Annotated in this window: 27 protein-coding genes and 1 tRNA gene; 23 read left to right on the forward strand and 5 right to left on the reverse strand. The window is 70.2% G+C overall.

The window, feature by feature from the left end:
- Positions 1-108 precede the first annotated feature (108 nt).
- The 8 genes from AB0G28_RS34990 (at position 109) to AB0G28_RS35025 (ending at position 7,475) form a co-directional block, all read left to right on the forward strand.
- Positions 109-1,038, forward strand: a complete 930-nt coding sequence (locus AB0G28_RS34990) for an ABC transporter permease (protein WP_361099247.1) — start codon at positions 109-111, stop codon at positions 1,036-1,038.
- Positions 1,031-1,984, forward strand: a complete 954-nt coding sequence (locus tag AB0G28_RS34995) for an ABC transporter permease (RefSeq protein ID WP_361099250.1) — start codon at positions 1,031-1,033, stop codon at positions 1,982-1,984. The genes AB0G28_RS34990 and AB0G28_RS34995 overlap by 8 nt, the downstream gene beginning before the upstream one ends.
- Before the next feature lie 6 nt (positions 1,985-1,990).
- Entirely contained in the window at positions 1,991-2,986 is a 996-nt protein-coding gene (locus AB0G28_RS35000) for an ABC transporter ATP-binding protein (protein ID WP_361099253.1), read from the forward strand.
- A complete protein-coding gene (locus tag AB0G28_RS35005; protein ID WP_361099256.1) occupies positions 2,979-3,977 on the forward strand; it encodes a dipeptide ABC transporter ATP-binding protein in 999 nt (332 codons plus the stop codon). Before AB0G28_RS35000 ends, AB0G28_RS35005 begins: the two co-directional genes overlap by 8 nt.
- A gap of 73 nt (positions 3,978-4,050) precedes the next feature.
- A complete protein-coding gene (locus tag AB0G28_RS35010) occupies positions 4,051-5,766 on the forward strand; it encodes a S8 family serine peptidase (RefSeq protein ID WP_361099259.1) in 1,716 nt (571 codons plus the stop codon).
- Positions 5,767-5,834: 68 nt separating this feature from the next.
- On the forward strand, positions 5,835-6,452 hold the full coding sequence (locus tag AB0G28_RS35015; protein WP_361099262.1) for a hypothetical protein: 618 nt from the start codon (positions 5,835-5,837) through the stop codon (positions 6,450-6,452).
- The gene (locus AB0G28_RS35020) at positions 6,449-6,574 is read left to right on the forward strand and encodes a hypothetical protein (protein WP_361099265.1); all 126 of its coding nucleotides are present in this window, start codon (positions 6,449-6,451) and stop codon (positions 6,572-6,574) included. Before AB0G28_RS35015 ends, AB0G28_RS35020 begins: the two co-directional genes overlap by 4 nt.
- A gap of 67 nt (positions 6,575-6,641) precedes the next feature.
- Positions 6,642-7,475, forward strand: coding sequence for a hypothetical protein (locus AB0G28_RS35025; protein WP_361099267.1), 834 nt, complete (start codon positions 6,642-6,644; stop codon positions 7,473-7,475).
- A gap of 7 nt (positions 7,476-7,482) precedes the next feature.
- Here the strand turns inward: AB0G28_RS35025 and AB0G28_RS35030 are convergent, their stop codons facing one another.
- The gene (locus tag AB0G28_RS35030) at positions 7,483-8,976 is read right to left on the reverse strand and encodes a peptidase S10 (RefSeq protein WP_361099270.1); all 1,494 of its coding nucleotides are present in this window, start codon (positions 8,974-8,976) and stop codon (positions 7,483-7,485) included.
- Positions 8,977-9,024: 48 nt separating this feature from the next.
- Between AB0G28_RS35030 and nfi the strand changes: the two genes are divergently transcribed.
- The 4 genes from nfi (at position 9,025) to AB0G28_RS35050 (ending at position 11,963) form a co-directional block, all read left to right on the forward strand.
- Positions 9,025-9,684 (forward strand): deoxyribonuclease V, encoded by a 660-nt coding sequence (gene nfi, locus AB0G28_RS35035; protein ID WP_361099273.1) that lies wholly within the window; start codon positions 9,025-9,027, stop codon positions 9,682-9,684.
- Complete coding sequence (locus AB0G28_RS35040; RefSeq protein ID WP_361099276.1) at positions 9,681-10,364, forward strand: uracil-DNA glycosylase; 684 nt, start codon at positions 9,681-9,683, stop codon at positions 10,362-10,364. Before nfi ends, AB0G28_RS35040 begins: the two co-directional genes overlap by 4 nt.
- Before the next feature lie 84 nt (positions 10,365-10,448).
- Positions 10,449-11,783, forward strand: a complete 1,335-nt coding sequence (locus AB0G28_RS35045) for an NAD(P)/FAD-dependent oxidoreductase (protein WP_093949616.1) — start codon at positions 10,449-10,451, stop codon at positions 11,781-11,783.
- A gap of 103 nt (positions 11,784-11,886) precedes the next feature.
- Positions 11,887-11,963, forward strand: a tRNA-Leu gene (locus AB0G28_RS35050).
- Between the two features lie 65 nt (positions 11,964-12,028).
- On the opposite strand, the gene AB0G28_RS35055 is transcribed toward AB0G28_RS35050, so the two are convergent.
- The gene (locus tag AB0G28_RS35055; RefSeq protein WP_361099279.1) at positions 12,029-12,766 is read right to left on the reverse strand and encodes a LuxR C-terminal-related transcriptional regulator; all 738 of its coding nucleotides are present in this window, start codon (positions 12,764-12,766) and stop codon (positions 12,029-12,031) included.
- A gap of 149 nt (positions 12,767-12,915) precedes the next feature.
- Between AB0G28_RS35055 and AB0G28_RS35060 the strand changes: the two genes are divergently transcribed.
- Positions 12,916-13,383: a hypothetical protein gene (locus AB0G28_RS35060; protein ID WP_361099282.1), complete on the forward strand. Its 468-nt coding sequence runs from the start codon at positions 12,916-12,918 to the stop codon at positions 13,381-13,383.
- A gap of 46 nt (positions 13,384-13,429) precedes the next feature.
- Here the strand turns inward: AB0G28_RS35060 and AB0G28_RS35065 are convergent, their stop codons facing one another.
- The 3 genes from AB0G28_RS35065 to AB0G28_RS35075 all read right to left on the reverse strand — a co-directional run bounded on the left by AB0G28_RS35065 (position 13,430) and on the right by AB0G28_RS35075 (position 16,198).
- Positions 13,430-14,092, reverse strand: a complete 663-nt coding sequence (locus AB0G28_RS35065) for a response regulator transcription factor (protein WP_361099285.1) — start codon at positions 14,090-14,092, stop codon at positions 13,430-13,432.
- On the reverse strand, positions 14,085-15,071 hold the full coding sequence (locus tag AB0G28_RS35070; protein WP_361099288.1) for an ATP-binding protein: 987 nt from the start codon (positions 15,069-15,071) through the stop codon (positions 14,085-14,087). Before AB0G28_RS35070 ends, AB0G28_RS35065 begins: the two co-directional genes overlap by 8 nt.
- A 221-nt stretch (positions 15,072-15,292) precedes the next feature.
- Positions 15,293-16,198, reverse strand: coding sequence for a UbiA family prenyltransferase (locus AB0G28_RS35075; RefSeq protein WP_361099291.1), 906 nt, complete (start codon positions 16,196-16,198; stop codon positions 15,293-15,295).
- Positions 16,199-16,546: 348 nt separating this feature from the next.
- On the opposite strand from AB0G28_RS35075, the gene AB0G28_RS35080 reads away from it, so the two are divergent.
- The 10 genes from AB0G28_RS35080 to AB0G28_RS35125 are packed head-to-tail and all read left to right on the forward strand — an operon-like array spanning position 16,547 to position 24,039.
- Positions 16,547-16,924: a cupin domain-containing protein gene (locus AB0G28_RS35080; RefSeq protein WP_361099294.1), complete on the forward strand. Its 378-nt coding sequence runs from the start codon at positions 16,547-16,549 to the stop codon at positions 16,922-16,924.
- Positions 16,921-18,189 carry a beta-ketoacyl-[acyl-carrier-protein] synthase family protein gene (locus AB0G28_RS35085; RefSeq protein WP_361099297.1) on the forward strand — a complete coding sequence of 423 codons (1,269 nt, stop codon included), beginning with the start codon at positions 16,921-16,923 and terminating at the stop codon, positions 18,187-18,189. Before AB0G28_RS35080 ends, AB0G28_RS35085 begins: the two co-directional genes overlap by 4 nt.
- Entirely contained in the window at positions 18,186-19,424 is a 1,239-nt protein-coding gene (locus tag AB0G28_RS35090) for a beta-ketoacyl synthase N-terminal-like domain-containing protein (RefSeq protein ID WP_361099300.1), read from the forward strand. Before AB0G28_RS35085 ends, AB0G28_RS35090 begins: the two co-directional genes overlap by 4 nt.
- 13 nt (positions 19,425-19,437) lie before the next feature.
- Positions 19,438-19,722: an acyl carrier protein gene (locus AB0G28_RS35095; protein ID WP_361099303.1), complete on the forward strand. Its 285-nt coding sequence runs from the start codon at positions 19,438-19,440 to the stop codon at positions 19,720-19,722.
- Between the two features lies 1 nt (position 19,723).
- On the forward strand, positions 19,724-20,221 hold the full coding sequence (locus tag AB0G28_RS35100; RefSeq protein WP_361099306.1) for a hypothetical protein: 498 nt from the start codon (positions 19,724-19,726) through the stop codon (positions 20,219-20,221).
- Between the two features lie 21 nt (positions 20,222-20,242).
- Positions 20,243-21,199, forward strand: a complete 957-nt coding sequence (locus tag AB0G28_RS35105; RefSeq protein ID WP_361099309.1) for an SRPBCC family protein — start codon at positions 20,243-20,245, stop codon at positions 21,197-21,199.
- Entirely contained in the window at positions 21,196-22,116 is a 921-nt protein-coding gene (locus tag AB0G28_RS35110) for a hypothetical protein (protein ID WP_361099312.1), read from the forward strand. Before AB0G28_RS35105 ends, AB0G28_RS35110 begins: the two co-directional genes overlap by 4 nt.
- Positions 22,113-22,586: a hypothetical protein gene (locus AB0G28_RS35115; protein ID WP_361099315.1), complete on the forward strand. Its 474-nt coding sequence runs from the start codon at positions 22,113-22,115 to the stop codon at positions 22,584-22,586. The genes AB0G28_RS35110 and AB0G28_RS35115 overlap by 4 nt, the downstream gene beginning before the upstream one ends.
- Positions 22,583-23,302: an SDR family NAD(P)-dependent oxidoreductase gene (locus AB0G28_RS35120; RefSeq protein WP_361099318.1), complete on the forward strand. Its 720-nt coding sequence runs from the start codon at positions 22,583-22,585 to the stop codon at positions 23,300-23,302. Before AB0G28_RS35115 ends, AB0G28_RS35120 begins: the two co-directional genes overlap by 4 nt.
- Positions 23,303-23,310: 8 nt before the next feature.
- The gene (locus AB0G28_RS35125; RefSeq protein WP_361099321.1) at positions 23,311-24,039 is read left to right on the forward strand and encodes an SDR family NAD(P)-dependent oxidoreductase; all 729 of its coding nucleotides are present in this window, start codon (positions 23,311-23,313) and stop codon (positions 24,037-24,039) included.
- Positions 24,040-24,051: the final 12 nt, after the last annotated feature.

The following is a 24,051-nucleotide window of genomic DNA, read 5'->3' on the forward strand; positions in this document are numbered from 1 at the left end:
GGTTTCGTGCCGCAGCAGCAAAGCACCCTGCCGCGCCGCGGCTCCGGTGCCGTTCTTGAGGTCCCGGCACTCCCGCCCACGACGCCCGGCGCGCACTAGGAACTCGTCATGACCCGCTATGTCCTGCGACGGCTGCTCCAGCTGATCCCGGTGTTCTTCGGCACCACGTTCCTGATCTACGTCCTGGTCTGGGCGCTGCCCGGCGACCCGTTCTCCGGCAAGTGCGGGCAGGCCGCCTGCCCGCCGGCCTACGTCGCCCAGATGACCGAGAAGTACCACCTGAACGACAACATCTTCGTCCAGTACTTCAAGTACCTCGGGAGCCTCTTCACCGGCGACTGGGGCGAAACCTTCAACGGCACCTCCGTCGGCGAGCTGATCGCGACGTCGTACCCGATCACGCTGCGGCTGGCCGTGATCGCCGTGGCCATCGAAGCCGTCATCGGCCTCACCGCCGGCGTGCTGACCGGCCTGCGCGGCAAGGGTTTCCTCGACAACCTGGTGCTGGTGTCGACGACGTTCCTGATCTCGCTGCCGGTGTTCGTCACGGCGATCGTGCTGCAGCTCTTGCTGGGCGGCAACGGCCTCGGCTGGATCGAGGCCAGCGTGTCGGAGAACCCGAGCGTCGGCGAACTGATCGTGCCCGGCATCGCGCTCGGCAGCCTGTCGATGGCCTACGTCGCCCGCCTGTCGAGAACGAGCATCGCCGAGAACCGCCGCGCCGACTACGTGCGGACGGCGATCGCCAAGGGCCTGCCGCAGAGCCGGGTCGTCGGCGTCCACCTGCTCCGCAACTCGGTGATCCCGGTGCTCACCTTCCTCGGTACCGACCTCGGCGCCCTGATGGGCGGCGCGATCGTCACCGAAGGCGTGTTCAACATCAACGGGCTGGGCAGGCTGATCTTCCGCGGCATCCAGGACCGGGAGAGCGCGACCGTCGTCGGCGTCGTCGTCCTGCTGGTGCTGGTGTACCTGCTGATGAGCCTGATCGTCGACCTGCTCTACGCCGTTCTCGACCCGAGGATCCGCTATGACTGACCCGAACCTGGTGGGCGGTGGCGGCGCCGACGCGGCCGAGCTGTCCCGCGTCGACGACTCCGCCACCGGCCCGCAGAAACCCCGCAGCCTGTGGAGCGACGCCTGGCGGCAGCTGCGGCGCAAGCCGGCGGTCATCGCCTCGGCGGTGATCATCCTGTTCATCGTGCTGCTCGCGATCGCTCCCGGCCTGTTCAGCTCGCGCGACGCGGGGTTCAGCGATCTGTCCCACGCCAACGAAGGGCCGTCCGCGGACGCCTGGTTCGGCTACGACAACCAGGGCGCCGACGTCTACGCCCGCACGATCTACGGCACGCGTGCCTCGGTGCTGGTCGGCGTGTTCGCCACGCTGCTGACCGTGCTCTTCGGCTCGATCGTCGGCATCCTCGCCGGCTATTACGGGCGGTTCGTCGACAGCGTGCTCTCCCGCTTCGGCGACATCTTCGCCGGCCTGCCGTTCATCCTCGGCGCGATCGTCATCCTGACGACGTTCAACGCACCCGGCACGAACCCCGGCGCCGTCACGATCGTCGTCCAGGTGGTCTGTTCGATCGCGGTGCTGAGCTGGCCGGTGGCCATGCGGATCATGCGCTCGGCGACGCTGGTGGCCAAGCAGCTCGACTACGTCAAGGCCGCGCGCGGCCTCGGCGCGAGCACCCCGCGGATCATCTTCCGGCACCTGCTGCCGAACACGATCGCACCGGTGCTGGTGTACGCCACCATCGCGCTCGGCGCGTTCATCGGCGCCGAAGCGACGCTCGCCTTCCTCGGCATCGGCGTGCGCGCGCCGGTGGTCTCGTGGGGCTTGCTGATCGCGGACTCGCGGGACTACTTCCAGAGCTACCCGCACATGCTGCTGTTCCCCGGCGCCTTCGTCACCCTGACCGTGCTGGCCTTCGTGATGCTCGGCGACGGCATCCGCGACGCGCTCGATCCGAAGTCGAGGTAGATCCCCTTGTCCGACAACGAACTCCTGCTCGAAGTCGAAGACCTGCGCGTCGAGTTCCGGACGTCCGAAGGTGTCGCGAACGTCCTCAACGGCGTCAGCTACTCGGTGCACGCCGGGGAAACCCTGGCCGTGCTGGGCGAATCCGGTTCCGGGAAGAGCGTCACGGCGCAGACGGTGATGGGCATCCTCGACATGCCGCCGGGCGTGATCACCGGCGGTGCCGTGCGCTGGCGCGGCGAGGACCTGCTGACCGCGTCCGACGAACGCCGTCGCGAGGTCCGCGGCAGTGAGATCGCGATGATCTTCCAGGACGCGCTGTCCGCGCTGAACCCGGTGTTCACCGTGGGCTTCCAGATCGAGGAGCAGCTGCGCGTCCGGCTCGGGATGTCCAAAAAGGACGCTCGGAAGCGCGCGATCGAGCTGCTCGACATCGTCCGCATCCCGGCCGCCGAACGCCGGATCAAGGATTACCCGCACCAGTTCTCCGGCGGCATGCGCCAGCGCGCGATGATCGCGATGTCGCTCGCGCTCGACCCCGACCTGCTCATCGCCGACGAGCCGACCACCGCCCTCGACGTCACCGTCCAGGCCCAGATCATGGACCTGCTCGGGGAAATCCAGGCCGAACGCAAGATGGGGCTGGTGCTCATCACCCACGACCTGGGCGTGGTCGCCGAAGTCGCCGACCGGATCGCGGTGATGTACGCGGGCCGGATCGTCGAACAGGCCGACGTCGGCGAGCTGTTCCGCGCGCCGGGCCACCCGTACACCGCCGCGCTGATGGACTCCCTGCCCCGGCTCGACCTCAAAGGACAGACGCTGGAAACCATCAAGGGCCTGCCGCCGAGTCTCCTGGACATCCCGCCGGGCTGCCCGTTCCACCCGCGCTGCAAGCGGGCCGAAGCGCGCTGCTCGTCGGAGGTTCCGCCGCAGCACGCGCTCGGCTTCGGCCGCACCAGCGCGTGCCACTTCGCCGAAGAGGTGGTGAGCTCCCGTGCCTGAACCCATCCTTTCGGTCACCGACCTGAAGAAGCACTTCCCGGTCCGTGTCGGAGTCCTGTTCAAGCGCACGATCGGGCAGGTCAAGGCCGTCGACGGCGTCTCGTTCGACCTGATGCCGGGCGAGACGCTCGGCGTCGTCGGCGAGTCCGGCTGCGGGAAGTCCACGCTCGCCCAGGTGCTGATGCGGCTCGAAGAACCGACGAGCGGGACAGCGACGTTCGAGGGCCGCGACATCTTCGGCCTGCGCGGCAACGAACTGCGCCGGCTGCGCCGCGAAATCCAGATCGTGCTGCAGGATCCCTACACCTCGCTCAACCCGCGGATGACCGTCGGCGACATCGTCGGCGAGCCGTTCGAGATCCACCCCGAGGTGGCGCCGAAGGGCTCGCGAGCCGGCAAGGTGCGCGAGCTGCTGGAAGTCGTCGGGCTCAACCCCGAACACCTCAACCGCTACCCGCACCAGTTCTCCGGCGGGCAGCGCCAGCGCATCGGCATCGCGCGGGCGCTGGCCCTGCGGCCCAAGGTGATCATCTGCGACGAGCCGGTGTCCGCGCTCGACGTCTCGATCCAGGCGCAGGTGATGAACCTGCTCGGCGACCTGCAGGGCGAGTTCGGGCTGTCCTACGTCTTCATCGCGCACGACCTTTCGGTGGTGCGCCACCTGTCCAACCGCGTCGCGGTGATGTACCTCGGCAAGATCGTCGAGATCGGCACCGACGAGGAGATCTACGAGCGGCCCTCCCACCCGTACACGCAGGCGCTGCTTTCCGCGGTCCCGGTGGCGGACCCGGCCGTGCGCGGGCACCGGCAGGTGATCCGGCTGACCGGCGACGTGCCGAGTCCCCTGGATCCCCCGTCCGGGTGCCGGTTCCGCACGCGGTGCTGGAAGGCGCAGGAGATCTGCGCTTCGGAAGTGCCGGAGCTGGTGCCCAGGACCGACGGGCATCCGTCAGCTTGTCACTTCGCGGAGCAGAAGTCGGTTGTTCCATAACGTACTTTTTGCCGTTGTAAGCGCATTGTCCGATCTATACGGTGCAGGAACCGCTTTCCGGAGGAGGAGAAACGTGAAGAGACCCAGGCTTCTCGCCGCCGTGCTGGCCGTGCCGCTGTTCGGCGCGGTGTCGGCGGTCGCGGTGCCGGCCGCCTCGGCGCAGCCCGCGCTGTCCGGCCCGGCGACCGAGTTCACCGTGCTCGCCAAGGACGTCCAGAGCATCGCCGGTGCCCAGCAGGCCATCAAGGCCGCCGGCGGCACCGTGCTGGAGACCAACACCGCCGTCGGCCTGATCAGGGCCAGCGCCCCGGCCACCGGGTTCACCGAGCGCGTGACGGCGAGCCGGGCCGTGTTCGGCTCCGCCAAGGCCCAGGTCATCGGCTCGCTGCCGAAGAACGGCAAGAAGACCAAGAACGACAACGCGGAGAAGGAAGGCCGCGGCGCCGCTTCGGCGAAGAAGGCCGCGCCCGTGGGGATGGACCCGCTGGACGACCAGCTCTGGGGCCTCAAGTCCGTCCGCTCGGACCTCTCGCGCACCAAGCAGCCGGGCAGCAAGCAGGTCAAGGTCGGCGTCATCGACACCGGCATCGACGGCACGCACCCCGACATCGCGCCGAACTTCGACCTGGCCGACTCGCGCAACTTCACCCGCGACATCCCGACCGACCCCAACGGCGTCGAGCTGGACGGGCCGTGCGAGTTCCGCGGCTGCGTCGACCCGCCCAACCACGACGACGGCGGCCACGGCACGCACGTCGCCGGCACGATCGCCGCCGCGGCGAACGGCTTCGGCGTCTCCGGCGTCGCGCCGAACGTCACGCTGGTGAACATCCGCGCCGGCCAGGACTCGGGCTACTTCTTCCTGCAGCCGACCGTCGACGCGCTGACCTACGCCGGCGACGCCGGCATCGACGTGGTCAACATGAGCTTCTACACCGACCCGTGGCTGTACAACTGCACGGCGAACCCGGCGGATTCGCCCGCCGAACAGGCCGAGCAGCGCACGATCATCGAGGCCACCCAGCGGGCGCTGAACTACGCGCACCACAAGGGCGTCACGATGGTGGTCGCGCTGGGCAACCAGCACACCGACCTCGGCCTGCCGCAGCCGGACACGACGAGCCCGGACTACCCGGCGAACGCCACGCACCCGCGCACGGTCGACAACTCGACCTGCCTCAGCCTGCCGGTGGAGGGCAACCACACCATCGGCGTGAGCTCGTTCGGGCCGTCGCAGAAGAAGGCGGACTACTCGAACTACGGCCTCGAGCAGATCTCGGTGTCGGCGCCGGGCGGGTTCTTCCGCGACGGCTTCGGCACGCCGTGGTACCGCACGGTCGAGAACGAGATCCTCTCGACGTACCCGAAGAACGTCGGCGTCGCCGAGGGCAACATCGACGCGGACGGCAACGTCACGCCGGCGGGCGTCGCGCTGGGCATCCAGAAGGCGACGGCGGCCGACGGCCGGACCGGCTACTACCAGTGGCTGCAGGGCACGTCGATGGCGACCCCGCACGCGACCGGCGTCGCGGCGCTGATCATCTCGCAGTACGGCAAGAAGTCGCACGGCGAGTTCGGCATGGACCCGGACAAGGTCCAGCGGGTCCTCGAAGGCACGGCGGCGCAGATCGCCTGCCCGGTGCCGCGGACGGTGGACTACCTGAAGGAAGGCCGCGACGCGACGTTCACGGCGACCTGCGAGGGTGACCCGTCGTTCAACGGCTTCTACGGCCACGGCGCGGTCGACGCCTACGCGGCGGTGACGCGCGGGTCGCAGTACCTGAAGTAGGGTTCGGCGGATCGGCCCGCCTCCGGCAAACGGCCGGAGGCGGGCCTTTTCCGTGTGAGGGGGAGCGGATGGATCCGGAGGAGACGCGCAAGCCGGTGCTCGACGCGTTGAACCGCTTCTACGCGCCGATGCCGGCCGACGACCTGGTCATGGTGCTGGCGCTGGCCACGGGCGTCGAGCACGACGAGGAAGCGCTGACGGCGTTGGCGGCGGCGGACCGCGCGGAGTTCTCGGCCGGAGCCGAGCGGCCGGTCTGGATCTGTCCTGCCCTGGAGTACTCCGGCGGCGAGGCCAGCGACGAGTTCCTGACCCGGTCCGACTGGCCGATGCGGGCCAGAGTCGTCCGCGGGGTGCTGTCGGAAAGCCAGGAACTGTGGCTGCTGAAGCAGTTCGTGTCTTTGAAGTGGTCCGGGGAGTACCCGCCGTCCCGGCACCTGGACCGCCTGCACGAACGGATCGTGGACCTGAGCATCCACGTCCCGCGGGAGCGGCTCGCCGAGAAGAAGGCGGACCGCGGCGGGCGCTACGACCTCCTGGAGCTCTGGTGGGAGATCGCCGAGGACCGCCACGGCGAGCTGGTACGCCAGGAGCGGATCGCGCAGGCCGGCGTCATCGGCGAGCTCGAGCGGTTGCCGTTGCCCGAGCGGTTCTTCGGCGCCGGTCGGTACTGCAGGAGGGACCCGTGATCGACGAAACCGGCTACGACCCGGCCCTCACGGAAGCGAAGGAGACCGTCCACCTCAGCCCCGCCTGGCCGACGCGCGCGGGCGGAGCGAAGATCTCCACCGGGCGTTGGAGCTGGGCCTGACCGACTGACGCGGGCAGGCAACCTGTCCGGGATGGTCCGCGTGAACCGTAAGACCGGGGGAGTTCCGTTGGACGTTCGTGAACCGGCGCTGCCGGTGGATCCGAGGCTGCCGGGCGAGCCGTCGCTGCTCGAAGTCGGCCGCACGAGGGCGTGGCTGGCCCGCCGGGGCGTGTCGGTGTGGTTGCCGACGCGGCTGCTCGCCCTCCGCGTCGGCGGCCGCGGCGTGAAGACCCGGGGGACGCCCGGTTACCTGATCGGCGCCGTGTGCTCGTGGCTGCTCGGCGGAGTGGTGTTCCAACTGGCCGACCTGCCGGGGAAGACGGCCTTCCTGGCGGTGCTCATCGCGGTGTTCCAAGCGCTGCGCTGGCGGGCGGCGCAACGGCGCGAGCACCTCGCCGAGCAGCTGACCGGCGCCGGCGCGCCACCTCCGTTCCTCCTGGCGGTGGAGCAAGCCGGCTGGTACTTGGCTTCGGCGGCCGTCACGTTCGGCGGCGGGGCGGTCCTGTGCGCCGCGTCGTTCCTCACCGAGCCGCGGTTCACCTGGAAGCACTGGTATCCGCCGTCGGTGGTGATCGGGCTCCACACGTTCGCGCTGGCCGTCGGCGCCGGCGTGACCACGCTGGTGCTCGCCGGGGTGTTGCGCGGTCCGGTGATCGCGGAGGACGAGGCGTCCCGGCGGGTCGACGAGGTGCTGCGCGCGGAGGACCCGTACCGGTTCGCCCCGTGCGGCGTCTACGCCTTCCTCGCGATGCCGGTCTTCGTGGTCGACTGGGCGACGCCGGGGTTCCTGGGCTGGTCCGCGCTCGCCTACCTGCTGCTCGTGGCCGCGTTGCAGCTGACCGGTTGGTTCGTGACCCGCCACCGGTACCGCCGCCTGCCGCCGGGCTGCTACGGCCGGTGACGGCGGCTCAGCGGTTCGACGCCTTCTTGACGAACTTCGCCAGGTCCTTCGCCTGCTGCACCCGGGTCGGCTCGTGGACGTACATCATGTGGCCCGCCGGGTAGTACGCCGTGTCGATGTTTTCCCGCAGTTCTTCGGGGACCTGCAGGCGGGCCAGCACGTGCTCGGCGGCGTAGTACGGCGTCGCGCCGTCGTAGTGGCCGAACGCGACGTGCACCCGCAGGTGCGGGTTCGCGCGCATCGCCGCGCTCAGCGAGTCCACCACCGACACCGAGCGGCCCTCGAAGTCCGAGTACGACCACGCCTTGAACGTGTCCTCGTGGATGAGCTCGTACGGCAGGTCGTTCTCGTACTCGAGCTCCGCCCGCACGTAGTGGTTGAACGCGGCCGCGTAGGCCCCGATGACCCGGGAGATCGACGGGTCGTCGCTCATGTGCTCCCGGCCGCCGTCCGGCTCCCACGTCGTGAAGCGGCCGTCCATCCGGCCGACCGTCAGGCCGCGGTCGCGCAGCAGCTCGGTGAAGAAGCGGACGTGCTCGATCCGCAGGTTCACCCGGTCCACATAGGACTCGGTGAGCCCGGTCAGCGACGCCAGCGTGGCCACCGCTTCCGCACGGTCCTGAGTGGACAGACGAGCGCCGCGCGAGAGCACGTACGGCAGGTCCTTCGCCGCGAAGTCCTCGGCGTCGGCGAGCACGTCGTCGAGCGGGCGCTCGCCGTGCAGGCCGTGGTAGTGCGCGATCGCCGCGTACGTCGGCACGTACAGCGAGTACGGCAGGTCGTTGCCCTCGGTGAACCGCAGCGTGCCGAGGTCGAGCACCGACGAGATCAGCAGCAGGCCGTTGAGGTACAGCCCGTGCCGGTCCTGCAGGTGCGCGGCCAGCCCGGCGGCGCGCAGCGTGCCGTAGGACTCGCCGGCCAGGAACTTCGGCGACAGCCAGCGCTGGTGCCGCGACACCCACAGCCGGATGATCTCGCCGACCGACTCGATGTCGCCCTTGAAGCCGTGGAAGTCCTTCGTCTCCTCGCCGCCCGCGACCCGCGAGTAGCCGGTCGACACCGGGTCGATGAACACCAGGTCGCTGTGCGTCAGCAGCGTCTCCGGGTTGTCGGCCAGCCCGTACGGCGGCGGCACCAGGTCGTCGACGTCGCCCGACAGCACCCGGCGCGGCCCGAGCAGGCCCATGTGCAGCCAGATGCTCGACGAGCCGGGCCCGCCGTTGAAGGCGAATGTCACCGGCCGCGAACCCGGGTCGGCGTCGTCGAGGGTGTAGGAGGTGAGGAACACCTCGGCCTTCGCCTTGAAGCCCTCGGACTTGCCGTCCTTGACCACCTCCTTGCGAAGGACGACCCGGCCCGCTTTCGCCGTGTACGCGAGTTTCTTCCGCTTCACGGTCAGCGTGTGCCGGGTCGTGACGATGTCGTCGGTCGGCTCGGCCGCGATCTCCGTGGCTTCCGCGGCCTTCGGCTCGGGAGCCTCTTCGGGGGTGGTGTCCGCCATGGACCCAACTTAGTCGGCGCGCCCCGGCGGCTGTGGCAGGGTGACCTGGTGCACACCGGGAACTGGCCCTCGACGGTCGAGGAAGCGCTCGCCACGCAGGAACGGCTGCGCGACCGGGTCGACCTCACCGACGACCTTCCCGAGCTGCCACCGACGGTCACCGGCCTCGACGTCGCCTACGACGACGCCGGCGGCATCGCGGCGGCGGTCGTCACCCTCGAGACCGCCGGGCTCACCGTGGTCGAGGAACGGACCCACCGCGCGAAGGCCGTCTTCCCGTACGAGCCGGGCTTGTTCGCCTTCCGCGAGCTGCCGCCGCTGCTGGCCGCGCTGGACCGGCTGGAGCGCGCGCCCGACGTCCTGGTCTGCGACGGTCACGGCCTCGCGCACCCGCGGCGGTTCGGCCTGGCCTGCCACCTCGGCGTCCTGACCGGGCTGCCCGCGTTCGGCGTCGGCAAGACCCGGTTCGTCGGCTCGCACGAGCCTCCGGCGGTCTCCCGAGGCTCTTCGGCGCCGCTGGCCGACGCCGGGGAAGTCGTCGGCGCGGTGCTGCGGACGCAGGACGGCGTCAAGCCGGTGTACGTCTCGGCCGGGCACCGGATCGGCCTGGCCCACGCCTGCCGGCTCACGCTGGCGCTCACCCCGCGCTACCGGCTTCCGGAAACCACGCGGCACGCCGACCGGCTGTCCCGGGCGGCACTGCGATGAGGTCGCTGGCCGAGCTGGACGCGGCGGTGGCCGGCTGCCGCGCCTGTCCGCGGCTGGTCGCCTGGCGGGAAGGCGTCGCGGGCACCAAGGCGGCGTTCCGCGGCCAGGAGTACTGGGCGCGCCCGGTGCCGGGTTTCGGGCCGCCGGACGCGTCGCTCGCGGTCGTCGGCCTGGCCCCCTCGGCGCACGGCGGCAACCGCACCGGCCGGATGTTCACCGGCGACCCATCGGGTGATTTCCTCTTCCGGGTCCTGCACGAGGTCGGGCTCGCCTCCCAGCCGACGTCGACGGCGATCGGCGACGGCCTCCGGCTGTACCGCACCCGGCTCGTTTCGCCCGTGCGGTGCGCGCCGCCGGAGAACAAGCCGACCCCCGCCGAGCGGGACACCTGCCGTCCGTGGCTCGCCGAGGAACTGGCACTGTTACGTCCGACACTGCGGGCGATCGTGGTGCTCGGCGCGTTCGGCTGGCAGGCGTTACTGCCCGTGCTGGAAGCGGCGGGCTGGGCGATGCCGAGGCCGCGTCCGGCATTCGCGCACGGGGCGGTTCTGGAGCTGGGCGACCTGCGGGTATTCGGCTGTTATCACGTGTCGCCGCGCAATGTCCAGACACGCTTGGTGACCCACGCCATGGTGGCGGACGTCTTCCGCGCCGCGACCTCGGTGACAGGGCCGGACTGAATCGTTACGGAAACCGCAGCGACGCTGGTCACAGCCGGATGGGGCCCCCGAGCGGGGACGCGGCGAAGGTGTCACCATGAGGGCATGGCTGCTGCGAAGTCGAAGTCGGAACCGACTCGGATCCTCGTCCTCGGTGGTGGGTACGTCGGGCTCTACACGGCGTACGGCCTCCAGAAGATGCTCCGGGCCAACGAGGCCTCCGTGACCGTCGTTGACCCGCAGCCCCACATGACGTACGCGCCGTTCCTCCCGGAGGCCGCGGCGGGCGCCATCGAGCCCCGGCACGTGGTCGTGCCGCTGCGGCGGGTGCTCAAGCGCTGCCACGTGCTGACCGCGCGCGTCACCAAGATCGAGAACGAGAAGAAGTCCGTCACGGTCGAGGCGGCCGACGGCCACATCGAGCAGCTCGGCTACGACATCCTGGTAGTCGCCCTGGGTGCGGTGGCCCGCATCCTGCCGATCCCGGGCCTGGTCGAGGAGGGCATCGCCTTCAAGACCATCGGCGAGGCGATCTACCTGCGCAACCACATCATGACGAAGCTCGACGAGGCGGCCAGCACGCTCGACCCCGAGCTGCGCAAGCGCCTGCTGACGTTCACGGTGGTCGGCGGCGGCTTCGCCGGCATCGAGGCGCTGGCCGAGCTCGAGGACATGACCCGGTTCGCGGTGGAGAACTACTACCCGAACATCGAGACCTCCGACATCCGCTGGGTGCTCGTCGAGGCGGCCGGCCGGATTCTGCCCGAGGTCCGCGAGACGCTGGGTGTGTACACGGTCGAGCAGCTGGAGAAGCGCGGCATCGAGGTGTACCTGTCGACGGCGGCGAAGTCGTTCGAGAACGGCCACGTGGTGCTGTCGGACGGCACCGAGTTCGACACGGACACGATCATCTGGACGGCGGGTGTGAAGGCCAACCCGGTGCTGGCCAACTCGGACCTCCCGCTGGACAAGCGCGGCCGCCTCGAGGCCACGGCGGCGATGCAGGTGGTGGGCCACCCGGACGTGTGGACCGCGGGCGACAACGCGGCGATCCCGGACCTGTCCCGCACGGAAGAGGACCCGACGGCGACGTGCCCGCCGAACGCCCAGCACGCGGTCCGCCAGGCCCGCCTCCTGGCGAAGAACATCATCAAGGTGCTGCGTGGCGGCAAGCCGAAGGACTACTTCCACAAGAACCTGGGCGCGGTGGCGAGCCTCGGCCTGCACAAGGGCGTCGCGGACGCGCTGAACCTGAAGATCAAGGGTTTCCCGGCCTGGCTGTTCCACCGCGCGTACCACCTGAAGGCAATGCCGACGTGGAACCGCCGCATCCGCATCCTGTTCGACTGGATCCTGGGCGGTTTGTTCCGGCGTGAGGTGATTTCCCTCGGCCAGATCAACAACCCGAAGGACGAGTTCGCGCGAGTTTCGAAGTCCTGACGCGGTTTCGCCGAGTGCCCCCGGTCCGGTGACCGGGGGCATTCGCCGTTCGTGACCCGACGCTGTGGACGCCGCACCGAGGTCATCACCTAGAGTGTGCGGTGCCCCCGTAGCCCAACCGGCAGAGGCAGTCGACTTAAAATCGATCGAGTGCGGGTTCGAGTCCCGTCGGGGGCACCACGCAGGCTGTCATCGGCCTGAGCTCCTCTTTGGTTTCGGGAACGTCCGGAACTCGGGAAGCCCGGTCAGCGGCCGCGCATGAGGGCGGCGGCTGCTCCGCGGGTGCGATCGAAGATGTGCTCCAGGTGCTTGCGTACGGTGGCCACCGAGATGTACAGCTCGTGCGCGATTTCGGTGTTGCCCAGCCCGGCGTCGACGAGACGCAGGACCTGCTGTTCGCGGTCGGTCAATTTGGGGGCGCCGGTCGGGCGGTGCCGGGCGTCGTGGATTTCCCACAGGTGCGGGCGCAGGAGTTGGAGAACCAGCCGATCTCGCTCGGTGAAGTCGCGGCCTGGTCCGCGCCAGAGGGAGATCTTGCGGACGATGCCGGGCGGAGCAGGAATCGGGAGGTGCATGCCGTACCGGAAGCCCTCGGTGCGGCGGTAGTCGGCGTAGTGCGCAGTTTCGCGCAGCTGCGGCCAGGTGTAGAAGTCGGACCAACGGACCGGGGTAAGCAAATCACCGGTGCGTTCCGGGTATGTACATGGTTCGAAGCGGCGCAACGACTCCCAGTAATCCGGTAGCGCGACGCCTCCTTCCGCGCCGAGTTCGAGCGTCCGGTCATCCCCTTCCAGCCACTGGTCGCGCATCGGCAGTTCCCGCTGAAGGTCGAACTCGGGACATGAGATGGCTTCGCACGGGATGAGCGACGCCAGCCGGTCGAGCAGCGCCCACGGCATCCCGGCGATCGGCTCGTCGCGGCGGCCTTCCTCGACCGCGGTCATGAGCAGCCGCAGTTCGGCCTCGGTCAGCGATTCGCTCATCGGTCCCCTCCGTCCGCCGGAACGAGGGTCAGGTGTGGGACAAGCGAAACCAGCGTACGCTCCGGGGCCCCGGGAAATACGCCTCAAGGCGAATATCTTCTTCGCTCTGCCCGTCGCATCCTCGAAGGGGAGAAAACGAGGAGGAGGGCATGTCATCACTTGCCGAACTGGAAGTATCGGGTGACGAGGATCCCCGGACGGTGCTCGCCGCCTGGATCGGGGCCAAACGTGGAGAACTGGACACATATCTGGCGCGAGCCACCTCGAGACGGCGCCGGCTGCTGAACCTCACCGTCATCACGGGAACGCTGGCCGCGACCCTCACCGCGGCCCCGGCCTTGGGTGGGAAGCCGGTCGCGGACTGGCTGACGGCGACTTTGGGGCTGACTTCCCCGGCCTGGCGGCTGCTTTGCGCGGCCGCGATGCTCTGCTCGCTCACCGCCACGATCACGACGCAGCTGATGAAATCGCACGCCGTCGACGAGCACGTCAGCCGGGCACAGGCGGCCCGAGCCGGTCTCGAGATGCTCGAAGTCCGCTTGTCCGCGCGAAAGATCGAGTACGCGGACGCAGCGGAAGATTGCTTGGCTTGCGTCAAAGACACGAGCTTCGTCTAGCTCGAGTTACTTCGCGCATCAAGCGCGAAGAGATGGGCCGCGTCGGTCAGTGGGGGTCGCTCTCGGGTTGGCGTGGTGGGCGTCTGCGGTCCGTCTTGTAGTACTTGTTCACCGCGTCGATGCGGGAGACCGCGCCCAGTTTGCCGAACACGTTGTACAGGTGGCGTTTCACCGTGGCTTCGGAAATGTTCAGGTGGCCGGCTATCTGCGCGTTGCTCATCGCTCGCGCCGTCAGCTCCATCACCTCCTGCTCGCGGCTGGACAGCCGGTCCGGTACCGGCTTGTCGTTGTTCAGCAGGGAGCCGCGGGAGACGGCGAGGATCACCTGGTCCGAGGGGCCCGCCGCGCTGCGGACCGCGCTGAGCAGCTCCATCCGGGTTACGTTCTTCAGCAGGTAACCGCCGATGCCCAGGGCGATCAGGCGGTTCACCAGGAGCGGGTCGTCGTGCATGCTCAGGATGAGGATCGTCGTTTCCGGGGAGATCGCGCGGACGCGCGCCACCGTTTCCAGGACGGGCGGGCCCGGCATCTCCACGTCCAGCAGCACGACGTCCGGCTTTTCGCGCCGGATCACCTCGACGCCGGCCTTGCCGTCCGCCGCCTCGCCGACGATCGTGAAGTCCGGCTCGGACCGCAGTATCTGGCTGATCCCGTCGCGGAACAACGCGTGGTCGTCGACGAGCACGACCCGGACCGGGGTGTCAGGCACCGTCTTCGGTCCCGTGGCCCAGCGGGATCAGCAACTCGACTCGGGTGCCGCGGCCCGGCTGGCTCGTGATCACGACGTCTCCCTCCAGGAGCGACGCGCGCTCGCGCATCGACGACAAGCCGGCGTTGCGCGTGCCGTCGGCGCTTCCGCACGGATCCATTCCGACCCCGTCGTCCTCGACGAAGGAGTAGAGCTCGTTCGGGGTGATGTTGACCTGCGCCAGCAACCGCGTCGCGCCCGAGTGCTTGACCGCGTTGCGGATGGCTTCGCGGATGATCAGGAACGCTTCGCCGTGGATTTCCGGCGAGAGGTTGTGCTCTTCGCCGTTGACGCGCAAGCAATACTGCATCCGGCCGGGTTTGTTGTCTTCCAGGTAACTCCGCAGCGCGCGTTCGAGTCCTCCTACCGGCTCCCAGGCCCGCAGGTCGGAAATCAGCGCGCGGATGTCGCCCATGGTGTTCCGCAGAATCGACTCGGCCTGGCCGACGCAGTCGTCGGCTTTCCCCGCCTCGGCCGGCCGGAAGGCGGCGGACAGTTCGAGCTGCCGGTGCGCGGCCGCGACGTTGCCGCCGACCCGGTCGTGCACCTCACGGCTGATCCGCTTGCGCTCCCGCAGGTGGGCCTGCTCGATGCTGCGCAGCAGGAACCCCATGTAGGAACTCGAAGCCAGCCGGATGCGCTGCGAGACAAGCTTGTTGGTGGCGAGTGACAACTGCAGGAGCGCGTCCGGCGCGTGGCCCGCGGCCTTCAGCCGGTCCGCGCCGATCGTGGTGATCACCTCGAACAGCACCATCGCCGCCCGCAGGGACTCGCTCGGGTGGATCCGGTTCGCCGCGCGCGATGTGCCGATTTCCCGGGACAGACCCAGTTCGGTGACTTTCTGCCCGCGCAGCGACCGGGCGATGTCGACGACGATCGTCCTGGCTTGCCGGAGGCACTCGGTGCGGGTGTCCGCGTCCTTCAGGAGGCGGCTCGCCATCAGGCTGAGCTGACGTTCGTAGTGGATGAGAATTGAACTACATTCTTGATCCAAGATATCGGCCGCGGCCGCGCAGGACAAACTTCCCAATTCGGACTCCTCCCCCAAGTAACGTCCGTGGGTCGCCGGCCTCCCCCTGGTCGGCGTGGTGGCCGCAACTCTAACAGAGGATTCCGCAGCCGGTCAGGACACCGGTAACGAGTCCGTGTCAATCGGTTTGCTCAACCGTGCAGAACGGACAGCGTCGCGGCGTATTGGCTGACCATGAACGCCCGGTAGGGGTTGCGCGGGTGGGAGGCCGGCGAACGGCGCAATGCGAAGCAGGTGACGCAAAAAGCGCCCACGAGCAGCGAGGCGGCGGAAAGGCGCATGGCGGGAACCCACATCCACGCGACAACGGTAAACGATATCCCTACGCACAGCGCGCAAACGGACACGACAACACCCGCGACGCGTCGGCCGAAAATCACCACCAATGTGCGACGGCCCGCCAGTGCGTCACCTCGCACGTCGGAGAAGTCCTTGGCCACCGAGCCGACGCCGCCCATCCACGCCGGCATCGCCGTGGCGAGCAGCGTGATCCCCGGGTCGGGGAGCTCGCCGCCGCCGAGCAGGAAGCCGGCCAGGAAGGTCAGGCTCCCGCCGAGCGCGGCCACCAGCGCCGCACCGAGGTAGTGCCGTTTGAAACCGAACCCGGGGGCGGAGTAGAGGTACCCGAGCCCCAGCACAGTGAGGACCGGGAGCGCGAACGCCGGCCCCACGTAGAGGCCGCTGACCAGCGCGGCGGACGCGAAGCCGCGGCACCACGCCAGTGCGGTCCGGCGAGGCAGGTCGCCGCGGGCGATCGGGCGGTCGTGTCCCGACGCCCGGTCCTCGACGATGTCGGCCGCGCCGTTGTAGAGGTAGACGAAGATCATCGCGCAGCCCCACGAGACCGTGCCCGCGAGCAGGGTGGCGGGGGCGATCGCGGCCAGGTGCGGGCCGGCGAGCGCGAGGCCGGCCAGCAGCCGGACGAAGAAGATGATCTGCACGACCGGGCGGGCTTCGAGCAGGCAGTCGCGCAGAGTTCCCGTCCACGCCGTGGCGCGCGGACGGGGCAGGGCAGGGCTGATCAGTTCGAAGAACATCTGACTCCTCGATCGGCCGGAGGTCGGGAATCGCCCGGAAAGCCGTGGCGAAAAAGAGGTCGGCGTGCGGCGCCGGCTACAGGTCTATCCCGGCCGGCCGGCCGCACAAAGCGTCCCCCGGTGTAGTTCGGGTACAACCTTCGGCCCACTTCGGGTGTACGACAGATTGATTGCCGAATCGCCGGTGTTCGGGTAATCGGATCGTCGTGTCCTTTTGTTGCCAGCGCGCAGCCCTTTTAATTCGTGCGATCCGAACGCAAGCTGGCCATACGCGATCCGCCGAAGAAAGCAATTCTGCGCAACTGTAGGGAGATGCTCGTGGCCGCATCGGGACCCAAACCGATTTCCATGCTCGACGTTCCCGCCGACACACGGCGGGGCGGCGAGATCCGCACGCTGCTGTCGCCCCGGACGGTCGGCTCGACTTCGGGCTTCATGGGGGTGGCGACCATCGCTCCCGGCGACTACATCAGTTCGCACCTGCACCCGTACTCCGAAGAGTTCGTCTTCCTGGTCCGCGGCCGGCTGCGGTGCGACCTGGGCGAGGAGGCCGTCGACCTGGCGGCCGGGCAGGGCCTGCTGGTGCCGGAGCACACGCCGCACCGGCTGGTCAACACCGGTGACGAGGAGGCGTTCCTCGTGTTCCACCTGGGGCCGCTCGCGCCCCGGCCCGAGCTCGGCCACGTCGACCTGGAGGAGCACGTCGACCAGCGGGTGCGGTCGTGACCGGCCGGCGGGTAGCGGTCACCGGGGTCGGCGTGGTCGCCCCCGGGGGCGTCGGCGCGAAAGCGTTCTGGTCGCTGCTGGTGGACGGGCGGACGGCCACCCGGCGGATCACCCGGTTCGAGCCGTCCTCGTTCCGCTCGCAGATCGCCGCCGAGTGCGACTTCGACCCGGGCGAAGCCGGCCTGACCGCCCGCGAAATCCGGCGGATGGACCTCTACGTGCAGTACGCGCTGGTCGCCGCGCGCGAAGCGGTCGCCGACTCGGGGCTGGCGGCGGATGCCGTCGACCTCACCCGCGTCGGCACGGCGATGGGCACCGCCGTCGGCGGGACCGTGCTGCTGGAGGACGAGTACCTGCCGGCGTCGGACAACGCCACCAGCTGGTCGGCGGACCTGCGGTTCCTGCACCCGTTCATGTACGACGCGCTGGTTCCGAGCAGCCTCGCCGCCGAGATCGCGGCCGCCTTCGGGGCCGGCGGGCCGGCCGCGGTCGTGTCCACCGGCTGCACGTCGGGACTGGACGCGCTCGGGCACGCCTGCGCGATCATCGCCGACGGCGAAGCCGACGTGATGATCGCCGGTGCGGCGGAGTCGCCGATCTCGCCCATTTCGGTGGCCTGCTTCGACGCCATCAAGGCGACGTCGCCGAACAACGCCGAGCCGGCCAGCGCCTCGCGGCCGTTCGACCGCCGGCGCGACGGCTTCGTGCTCGGTGAGGGCGCGGCCGTGCTGGTGCTCGAAGAGTACGAGTCGGCGCGCCGCCGCGGCGCCCCGATCCACTGCGAGATCACCGGCTTCGCGAGCACGGGCAACGCCCACCACATGACCGGGCTCACCGCGGAGGGCATCGAGATGTCCGAGGCGATCGACCGGGCCATGGGCCAGGCCCGGCTGAATCCCGGGGACATCGACTACATCAACGCCCACGGCTCGGGCACGAAGCAGAACGACCGGCACGAGACCGCGGCGTTCAAGCGCAGCCTCGGCGAGGTCGCGTACCGGACGCCGGTGAGCTCGATCAAGTCGATGGTCGGGCACTCGCTCGGGGCCATCGGCTCCATCGAAGCGGCCGCCTGCGTGCTGGCCTTCGGCAACGACGCCGTGCCGCCCACGGCCAACCTCCACGAGGCGGATCCGTTGTGCGACCTCGACTACGTGCCGCTGGAGGCGCGCCCGGCCCGCCTCGACCACGTCCTGACGGTGGGCAGCGGGTTCGGCGGGTTCCAGTCGGCGCTGCTGCTGAGCCGGGAGCGGGTGGACCGATGAGCTTCCGGATGGTGATCACGGGAATCGGGGCGGTCACGCCGATCGGGGCCAGTACGGCGACGTACTGGGACGCCGTGCGGCGCGGCGAGTCCGGGCTGGGCTGGATCAGCCGGTTCGACCTCACCGACTACCCCTGCCGGGTCGGCGGCGAGGTGCACGACATCGACCTCGCGGAGTACGTCCTGCCCCGGATCGCGGCGCAGACCGACCGGTGGACCCAGCTGGGCCTGGTCGCCGCGGGGCAGGCGCTGGAGGACTCCGGTCACGACAGCCCCGGCGAATGCCCTTACGACACCGCCGTCATCACGGCCAGCAGTTCGGGCGGGAACGAGTTCGGCCAGCGGGAGATCCACAAGCTCTGGTCGGACGGCCCGCACGCGGTCGGCGCCTACCAGTCGATCGCCTGGTTCTACGCGGCCACCACCGGGCAGGTCGCGATCAAGCACGGCGCCAAGGGCCCGTGCGGGGTGCTGGCGACCGAATCCGCGGGCGGGCTCGACGCGCTCGGCGCGAGCCGGCGGGTGCTGCGCCGCGGCGAGGCGAAGGCCGTCGTGACCGGGGCGACGGAAGCCCCGATCAGCCCGTACGCGCTGGCCTGCCAGCTGCGCGGCGGACGGCTGTCCCTTGTGGACGATCCGATGACCGCGTACCTGCCGTTCTCCGCGACGGCCGCCGGCCACGTCGTCGGCGAAGGCGGCGCGATGCTGCTCGTCGAGGAGCTGTCCCGGGCACGGGACCGTGGCGCGGAACGGGTGTACGCCGAGATCGCGGGTTACGCGGCCACCCACGACGGACGGCCGACGACGGCCCGGCCGACCGGAGACGGCCTGGCGAGGGCCGCCCGGCTCGCGATCGCCGACGCCGGCGTGGCCCCGGGCGACGTCGACGCCGTGTTCGCCGACGGCGCCGCGACCCCGGAGCTGGACCAGGCCGAGGTCGCCGCCCTGCGGGCGGTGTTCGGGACCCGGCCGGTCCCGGTCTGCCTGCCCAAGACGCTGGTCGGCCGGATGTACGCGGGCTCGCCCGCGCTGGACGTCGCGACCGCCGCGCTGGCCCTGCACCACGGCGAACTGCCGCCGTCGCCGGTGATCGAGAAGGCGCCGTGGGCGAGCGACCTGGATCTGGTGCACGAGCTGCGCACGGCGGACCTGCGCCACGTCGTCGTGCTGGCCCGGGGTTACGGCGGCTTCAACGCCGCGGTCGTCCTGCGCCGGCTGGAGAAGAACGAAAACTGACGGGAGAACCACCATGAGCATCACCTTCGACCGGACCGACCCGGGGACCAGCCGGCTCACCGAAGTGCTGGCGGACCTCATGACGCGCGGCGGGTTCCCGACCACGGCCGCGGAGCTCGACGAACGCCCGGACGCCGAATACGAGGCGTGGGGCCTGGACTCGCTCGGGCACCTGGAGCTGATGGTCATCCTGGGCCGCGAGTTCGGGATCACGATCACCGACGCCGACGCCGAGCAGCTCAGGACCCCGGCCGCCACGGTGCGGTTCCTGGCCGCGCTGCTGCGTCCGGGCAGCTGAGATGACCACCACGTCGGCGCTGGCCGGCCACGTCGTCCCCGGGGTCAACGGGACCACGGTGGACTTCGACGCCCGCCGTGGTGCCCCGCTCGTGGTGATCCTGGGCAACCGGCACACCCAGAAGGCCGGTCACCAGATCATCGAGTCGCTGCGGTCGCACCCCGCGACCATGTCCGTGCCGGTCGTGCAGGTGGCCTGCCTGCGCGACGTCTCCCAGCCGTTGCGGGCGATGGCCCAGCGGCACATCGCCGCGGGCTACCGGGCCCAGCTCGCCGACCTCGCCGCCCGCCGCGCCGCACTGGGTGCGCCGGCGGCCGACGAGTCGGCGCTGCTGACCATCGCGCTGGACTGGACCGGCGAGGTGACCGGCGGCTTCGGCTTCACCGGTGCCGACCGCACTCCGGTCGTCCTCGTGTTCGACCCCGGCCAGCGGCTGCTCGCCCGCATCACCGAACCCCACGCCTTCGCGGCCGTCAAAGCCGCGCTGGGCACGGCCTGAAGTGGAAGGGACCGTTCCGGAATGACCGCCCGTACCGAGAACTCCGTGCACATCAACGCGCCGTTCGACCTCGTCTGGGACATCACCAACGACGTCCCCGGCTGGCCGCGGCTCTTCAGCGAGTACGCCGCCGCCGAAGTCCTCGAGACCCGGCCCGGGTACGTCCGGTTCCGGCTCACCATGCACCCCGACGAGCAGGGCCGGGTGTGGAGCTGGGTGTCCGAACGCGAGCTCGACCGCGCCGCCCGCACCGTGGTGGCGCGCCGGGTGGAGACCGGGCCCTTCGAGTTCATGAACCTCCGGTGGACCTACGAGACCGGCGACGGCGGCGGCACCGTCCTGCGCTGGTACCAGGAGTTCCGCATGAAGCCGGACGCTCCCGTCGACGACGCCGGGATGCGCGACCGGATCAACGCCAACAGCGCCGTCCAGCTGGAGCTGATCAAGAAGACCATCGAGCAGGCGGCGGCCGCGAAGAACCTGCGCGGGACCGTGCTGCCCGGGGCCGGAAGCACCGAGGTGGACTTCTCCGCCAAGGCCGGCCGCCCGCTCGTCGTGATCCTGGGCAACCGGATCACGCAGAAGGCGGGACACGACCTGGTCGACGCGCTGCGCACCGACCCGGCCACCGCCGACGTGCCGATCGTCCAGGTCGCGCACCTGCAGGGCGTGCCGCGCAGCCTGCACAAGATCGCCGAGCGCGACATCGCGTCGGGCCGGGCCAAGCAGGTGCGGCGGGCGGAGAGCCTGCGCGCCGCGGCCGGCCTGCCCGCCGGCGGCGAGGACGAGGCGATCGGGCTCGCCCTGGACTGGCACGGCGTGCTCGGTGCCGAACACGGCTTCGGCGCCCGGGACAAGGCGCCGCTGACGCTCGTCACCGATCCGTTCCTGTCCGTCGTCGCCGTGCTCCGCACCGCCGACGCCCTGCCCGGCGTCCGCGCGGCACTGGACCCGACCACCGCCAAGGAGGAGGCATGACCGCCACATTGGATCCGACGCGGGTCGCCGGGGTGCTCCCGGCCGCCCAGCCGTTCGACCTGCGCACGTCCATCCGGTTCCTGGAGGGCTTCGGCGCCTGCAAGGGCGACCAGGTGATGACCGCCGACAGCATCACCAAGGCGATCGCGATCGACGGCCAGGCCGTGGTCTTCGAGGTGACGCCCGCCCGCGACGGCGTGCACTACGTGCTGCACTCCGACCGGCCGATCTCGCGGGCCACCCACGACCAGGTGTGCGACAAGATCGACGGCTACCTCAGCCTGTCCGACGACCTCCGTGAGTTCTACGCACTGGCCGAGGGCGACCACCCGGCCTTCGCCCGCCTGGTGAAGAACCTCTGGGGCCTGCACCAGGTCCGCTTCCTCACCGTCGCGGAGATCGGGGTCTGGGCGGTGCTTTCGCAGCGGACGCCGAAGAACGTCTCCGTCGCGCTGAAGCGCCGGATCACCGGGATGTTCGGGCGCAAGCTCACCGTGGACGGCGTCGAGTACCAGGCGTTCCCCGAGCTGGCCGACCTCCAGCACCTCGGTGCCGCGGACTGGGCCGGCATCGTGAAGAACGCCCGCAAGGCGGAGTACCTGGCCTGCCTCGTGGACGGGCTGCTCGACCTGCACGAGGACTACCTCGCCGAAGCCCCGTACGAAGAGGCCACGAAGGCGTTGCGCGCGATCAAGGGCGTCGGGGAGTTCTCCGCCGCGGCCATCCTGCTGCGCGGGCTGGGGCGGATGGACTTCGTGCCGCTGGAGATGCCGAACTTCACCGAAGCGACGGCGAAGCTCTACGGCGACGGCTACGACAACCAGAAGCTGCGCGACCGGTACGGCAGGCACCTGGGCTACTGGGCCTACTACCTGCACACCGGCCTCGGTGCGTTGCGGAAGGAAGCGCTGTCATGAACCGGCTTCCGGTCAGCCTGACCCAGGACTTCGAGCTGATGCCGGACGAGGCGCGGGCGCAGGTGCTGTTCGTCAGCAAGACCCGCTTGACGCTCAAGGGTTTCCTCACCGGCGGGCCGCTGGTGTGGAAGATGATGCGCCGGCTCAAGCGCACCCCCGGTTTCGTGTTCCACAAGGGACTGTTCAAGTTCCCGCTGACGACCGGGGCGCTCGCGTTCTTCGAGAGCTTCGAGTCGCTGCAGGAGTTCGCCCGCTCGCCCGAGCACCTGGCTCTGGTCAAGTGGGGCAAGGTGCCCGGCAGGGTGCGCAGCGGCTTCATCCGGATCATGCGGACGGCCCCGACCGGCAGCGGCTTCGGCGACTGGATCAAGCCGGAGGAGCAGCAGGCACTGGACCGCCGCCGGCTGATCCCCGTCGTCTCCCGGGAGACCGGCGGGGACCGGCAGCTCGCCCCGGGGAGGCCGGCGTGACGCGCACGGCACTGGTCACCGGCGCGAGCCGGGGCATCGGGCAGGCGGTGGTGCGACGGCTGCTCGCCGACGGCGTCCGCGTGTGCGGCCTGTACCGCACCGAGGGTGAAGCCGCCGGACTGCTGGCCAAGGAACTGGGTTCGGCGTCCCCGCGAGGACTCGCGCTTCCGTGCGACGTCACCTCCGCCGAGCAGGTGCGCGACGCCGTGGCGCGCTGCGGCGAGGAGTTCGGCGGCATCGACGTCCTCGTGAACAACGCCGGCGTGGCCCCCTTCGCGATGCTGGAGAACCTCGGACTCCAGGAGTGGGAAGCCACCTTCGCCACCAACGTCACCGGGCCGTACCTGGTGACCAAGGCGGCGCTCCCGCACCTGCGGGCCGGCGGCAGCGTCGTGACGATCACCTCGGGCCTCGGCATCACCGGCGCTCCCGGCAAGACGCACTACGCCGCGAGCAAGGCGGCCCTGATCGGCTTCACCAAGGCGCTGAGCCGGGAGCTCGGCCGGCGCGGGATCCGCGTCAACGCCGTCGCGCCCGGAATCGTCGAAACCGAAATGTCCGCGCCGAACGCCGAGCTGCGGAAGCGCTACGAGGCGCAGTGCGCCCTGGGCCGGATCGGGCAGCCGCCCGAGCTCGCCGAGGTCGTCGCGTTCCTCGCCGACCACCGATCCTCCTACGTCAACGGCCAGACGCTCATGGTCGACGGCGGGATGTGAGAGAAACCGTGACCGAAATCGATCTGACCGGCAAGACCGCGCTCGTCACCGGGGGCACCCGGGGCATCGGCCGGGCCACCGCGCTCGCGCTGGCCCGTCACGGCGCCACCGTCACCGCGGTCGGGGCCCGGCCCAGTGCGGCCGCCGAAACACTGGCCGCGGAGCTCAAGGAGCTGTCCGCCGAACACTCCGTCGCCTTCGCCGACGTCTCCGACCCGGACGAGGTCGCCGCGCTCGCCGGGCAGGCGGGCGAGCTGGACATCGTGGTGAACAACGCCGGCGTGGTCAGCAGCGCGTCGGTGCTGGACCTGGAGCTCGACGAATGGCACCGCGTGGTGGACACCAACCTCACCGGCATGTTCCTCGTCGTCCGCGCGGTGCTCCCGCGGCTGCGGGACAACGCGTCCATCGTCAACGTCACCTCGGCGGTCGCGTGGGTCGGCATGCCGGACCGCGCGCACTACACGGCCGCCAAGGCCGGCGTGCACGGCCTGACGCGCTCGCTGTGCAAGGAGCTCGGCCCGCGCGGCATCCGGGTCAACAGCGTCGCGCCGGGCATCGTCGAGACCGACCAGGTGGCCGGCCTGATGCCCGAACAGCGTGGCCGCTACGCGAACCTGGCCGCCCTCGGCCGGCTCGGCCGGCCGGATGACATCGCCGACGCGGTGCTGTTCCTCGCCGGCGACTTCGCCCGGTTCGTCAACGGCGCCCTGCTCTACGTGGACGGGGGCATCTGAGATGCCGGTCCG

Source organism: Amycolatopsis sp. NPDC021455 (genome assembly GCF_040640995.1).
Classification (GTDB): Bacteria; Actinomycetota; Actinomycetes; order Mycobacteriales; family Pseudonocardiaceae; genus Amycolatopsis.

Coding starts and splice junctions, on each gene's coding strand:
- AB0G28_RS34990 (WP_361099247.1), top strand. CDS start 109: ATGACCCGCTATGTCCTGCGACGGCTGCTCCAGCTGATCCCGGTGTTC.
- AB0G28_RS34995 (WP_361099250.1), top strand. CDS start 1,031: ATGACTGACCCGAACCTGGTGGGCGGTGGCGGCGCCGACGCGGCCGAG.
- AB0G28_RS35015 (WP_361099262.1), top strand. CDS start 5,835: ATGGATCCGGAGGAGACGCGCAAGCCGGTGCTCGACGCGTTGAACCGC.
- AB0G28_RS35030 (WP_361099270.1), bottom strand. CDS start 8,976: ATGGCGGACACCACCCCCGAAGAGGCTCCCGAGCCGAAGGCCGCGGAA.
- AB0G28_RS35040 (WP_361099276.1), top strand. CDS start 9,681: ATGAGGTCGCTGGCCGAGCTGGACGCGGCGGTGGCCGGCTGCCGCGCC.
- AB0G28_RS35045 (WP_093949616.1), top strand. CDS start 10,449: ATGGCTGCTGCGAAGTCGAAGTCGGAACCGACTCGGATCCTCGTCCTC.
- AB0G28_RS35055 (WP_361099279.1), bottom strand. CDS start 12,766: ATGAGCGAATCGCTGACCGAGGCCGAACTGCGGCTGCTCATGACCGCG.
- AB0G28_RS35060 (WP_361099282.1), top strand. CDS start 12,916: ATGTCATCACTTGCCGAACTGGAAGTATCGGGTGACGAGGATCCCCGG.
- AB0G28_RS35070 (WP_361099288.1), bottom strand. CDS start 15,071: ATGGCGAGCCGCCTCCTGAAGGACGCGGACACCCGCACCGAGTGCCTC.
- AB0G28_RS35075 (WP_361099291.1), bottom strand. CDS start 16,198: ATGTTCTTCGAACTGATCAGCCCTGCCCTGCCCCGTCCGCGCGCCACG.
- AB0G28_RS35080 (WP_361099294.1), top strand. CDS start 16,547: ATGCTCGACGTTCCCGCCGACACACGGCGGGGCGGCGAGATCCGCACG.
- AB0G28_RS35090 (WP_361099300.1), top strand. CDS start 18,186: ATGAGCTTCCGGATGGTGATCACGGGAATCGGGGCGGTCACGCCGATC.
- AB0G28_RS35095 (WP_361099303.1), top strand. CDS start 19,438: ATGAGCATCACCTTCGACCGGACCGACCCGGGGACCAGCCGGCTCACC.
- AB0G28_RS35100 (WP_361099306.1), top strand. CDS start 19,724: ATGACCACCACGTCGGCGCTGGCCGGCCACGTCGTCCCCGGGGTCAAC.
- AB0G28_RS35105 (WP_361099309.1), top strand. CDS start 20,243: ATGACCGCCCGTACCGAGAACTCCGTGCACATCAACGCGCCGTTCGAC.
- AB0G28_RS35110 (WP_361099312.1), top strand. CDS start 21,196: ATGACCGCCACATTGGATCCGACGCGGGTCGCCGGGGTGCTCCCGGCC.
- AB0G28_RS35115 (WP_361099315.1), top strand. CDS start 22,113: ATGAACCGGCTTCCGGTCAGCCTGACCCAGGACTTCGAGCTGATGCCG.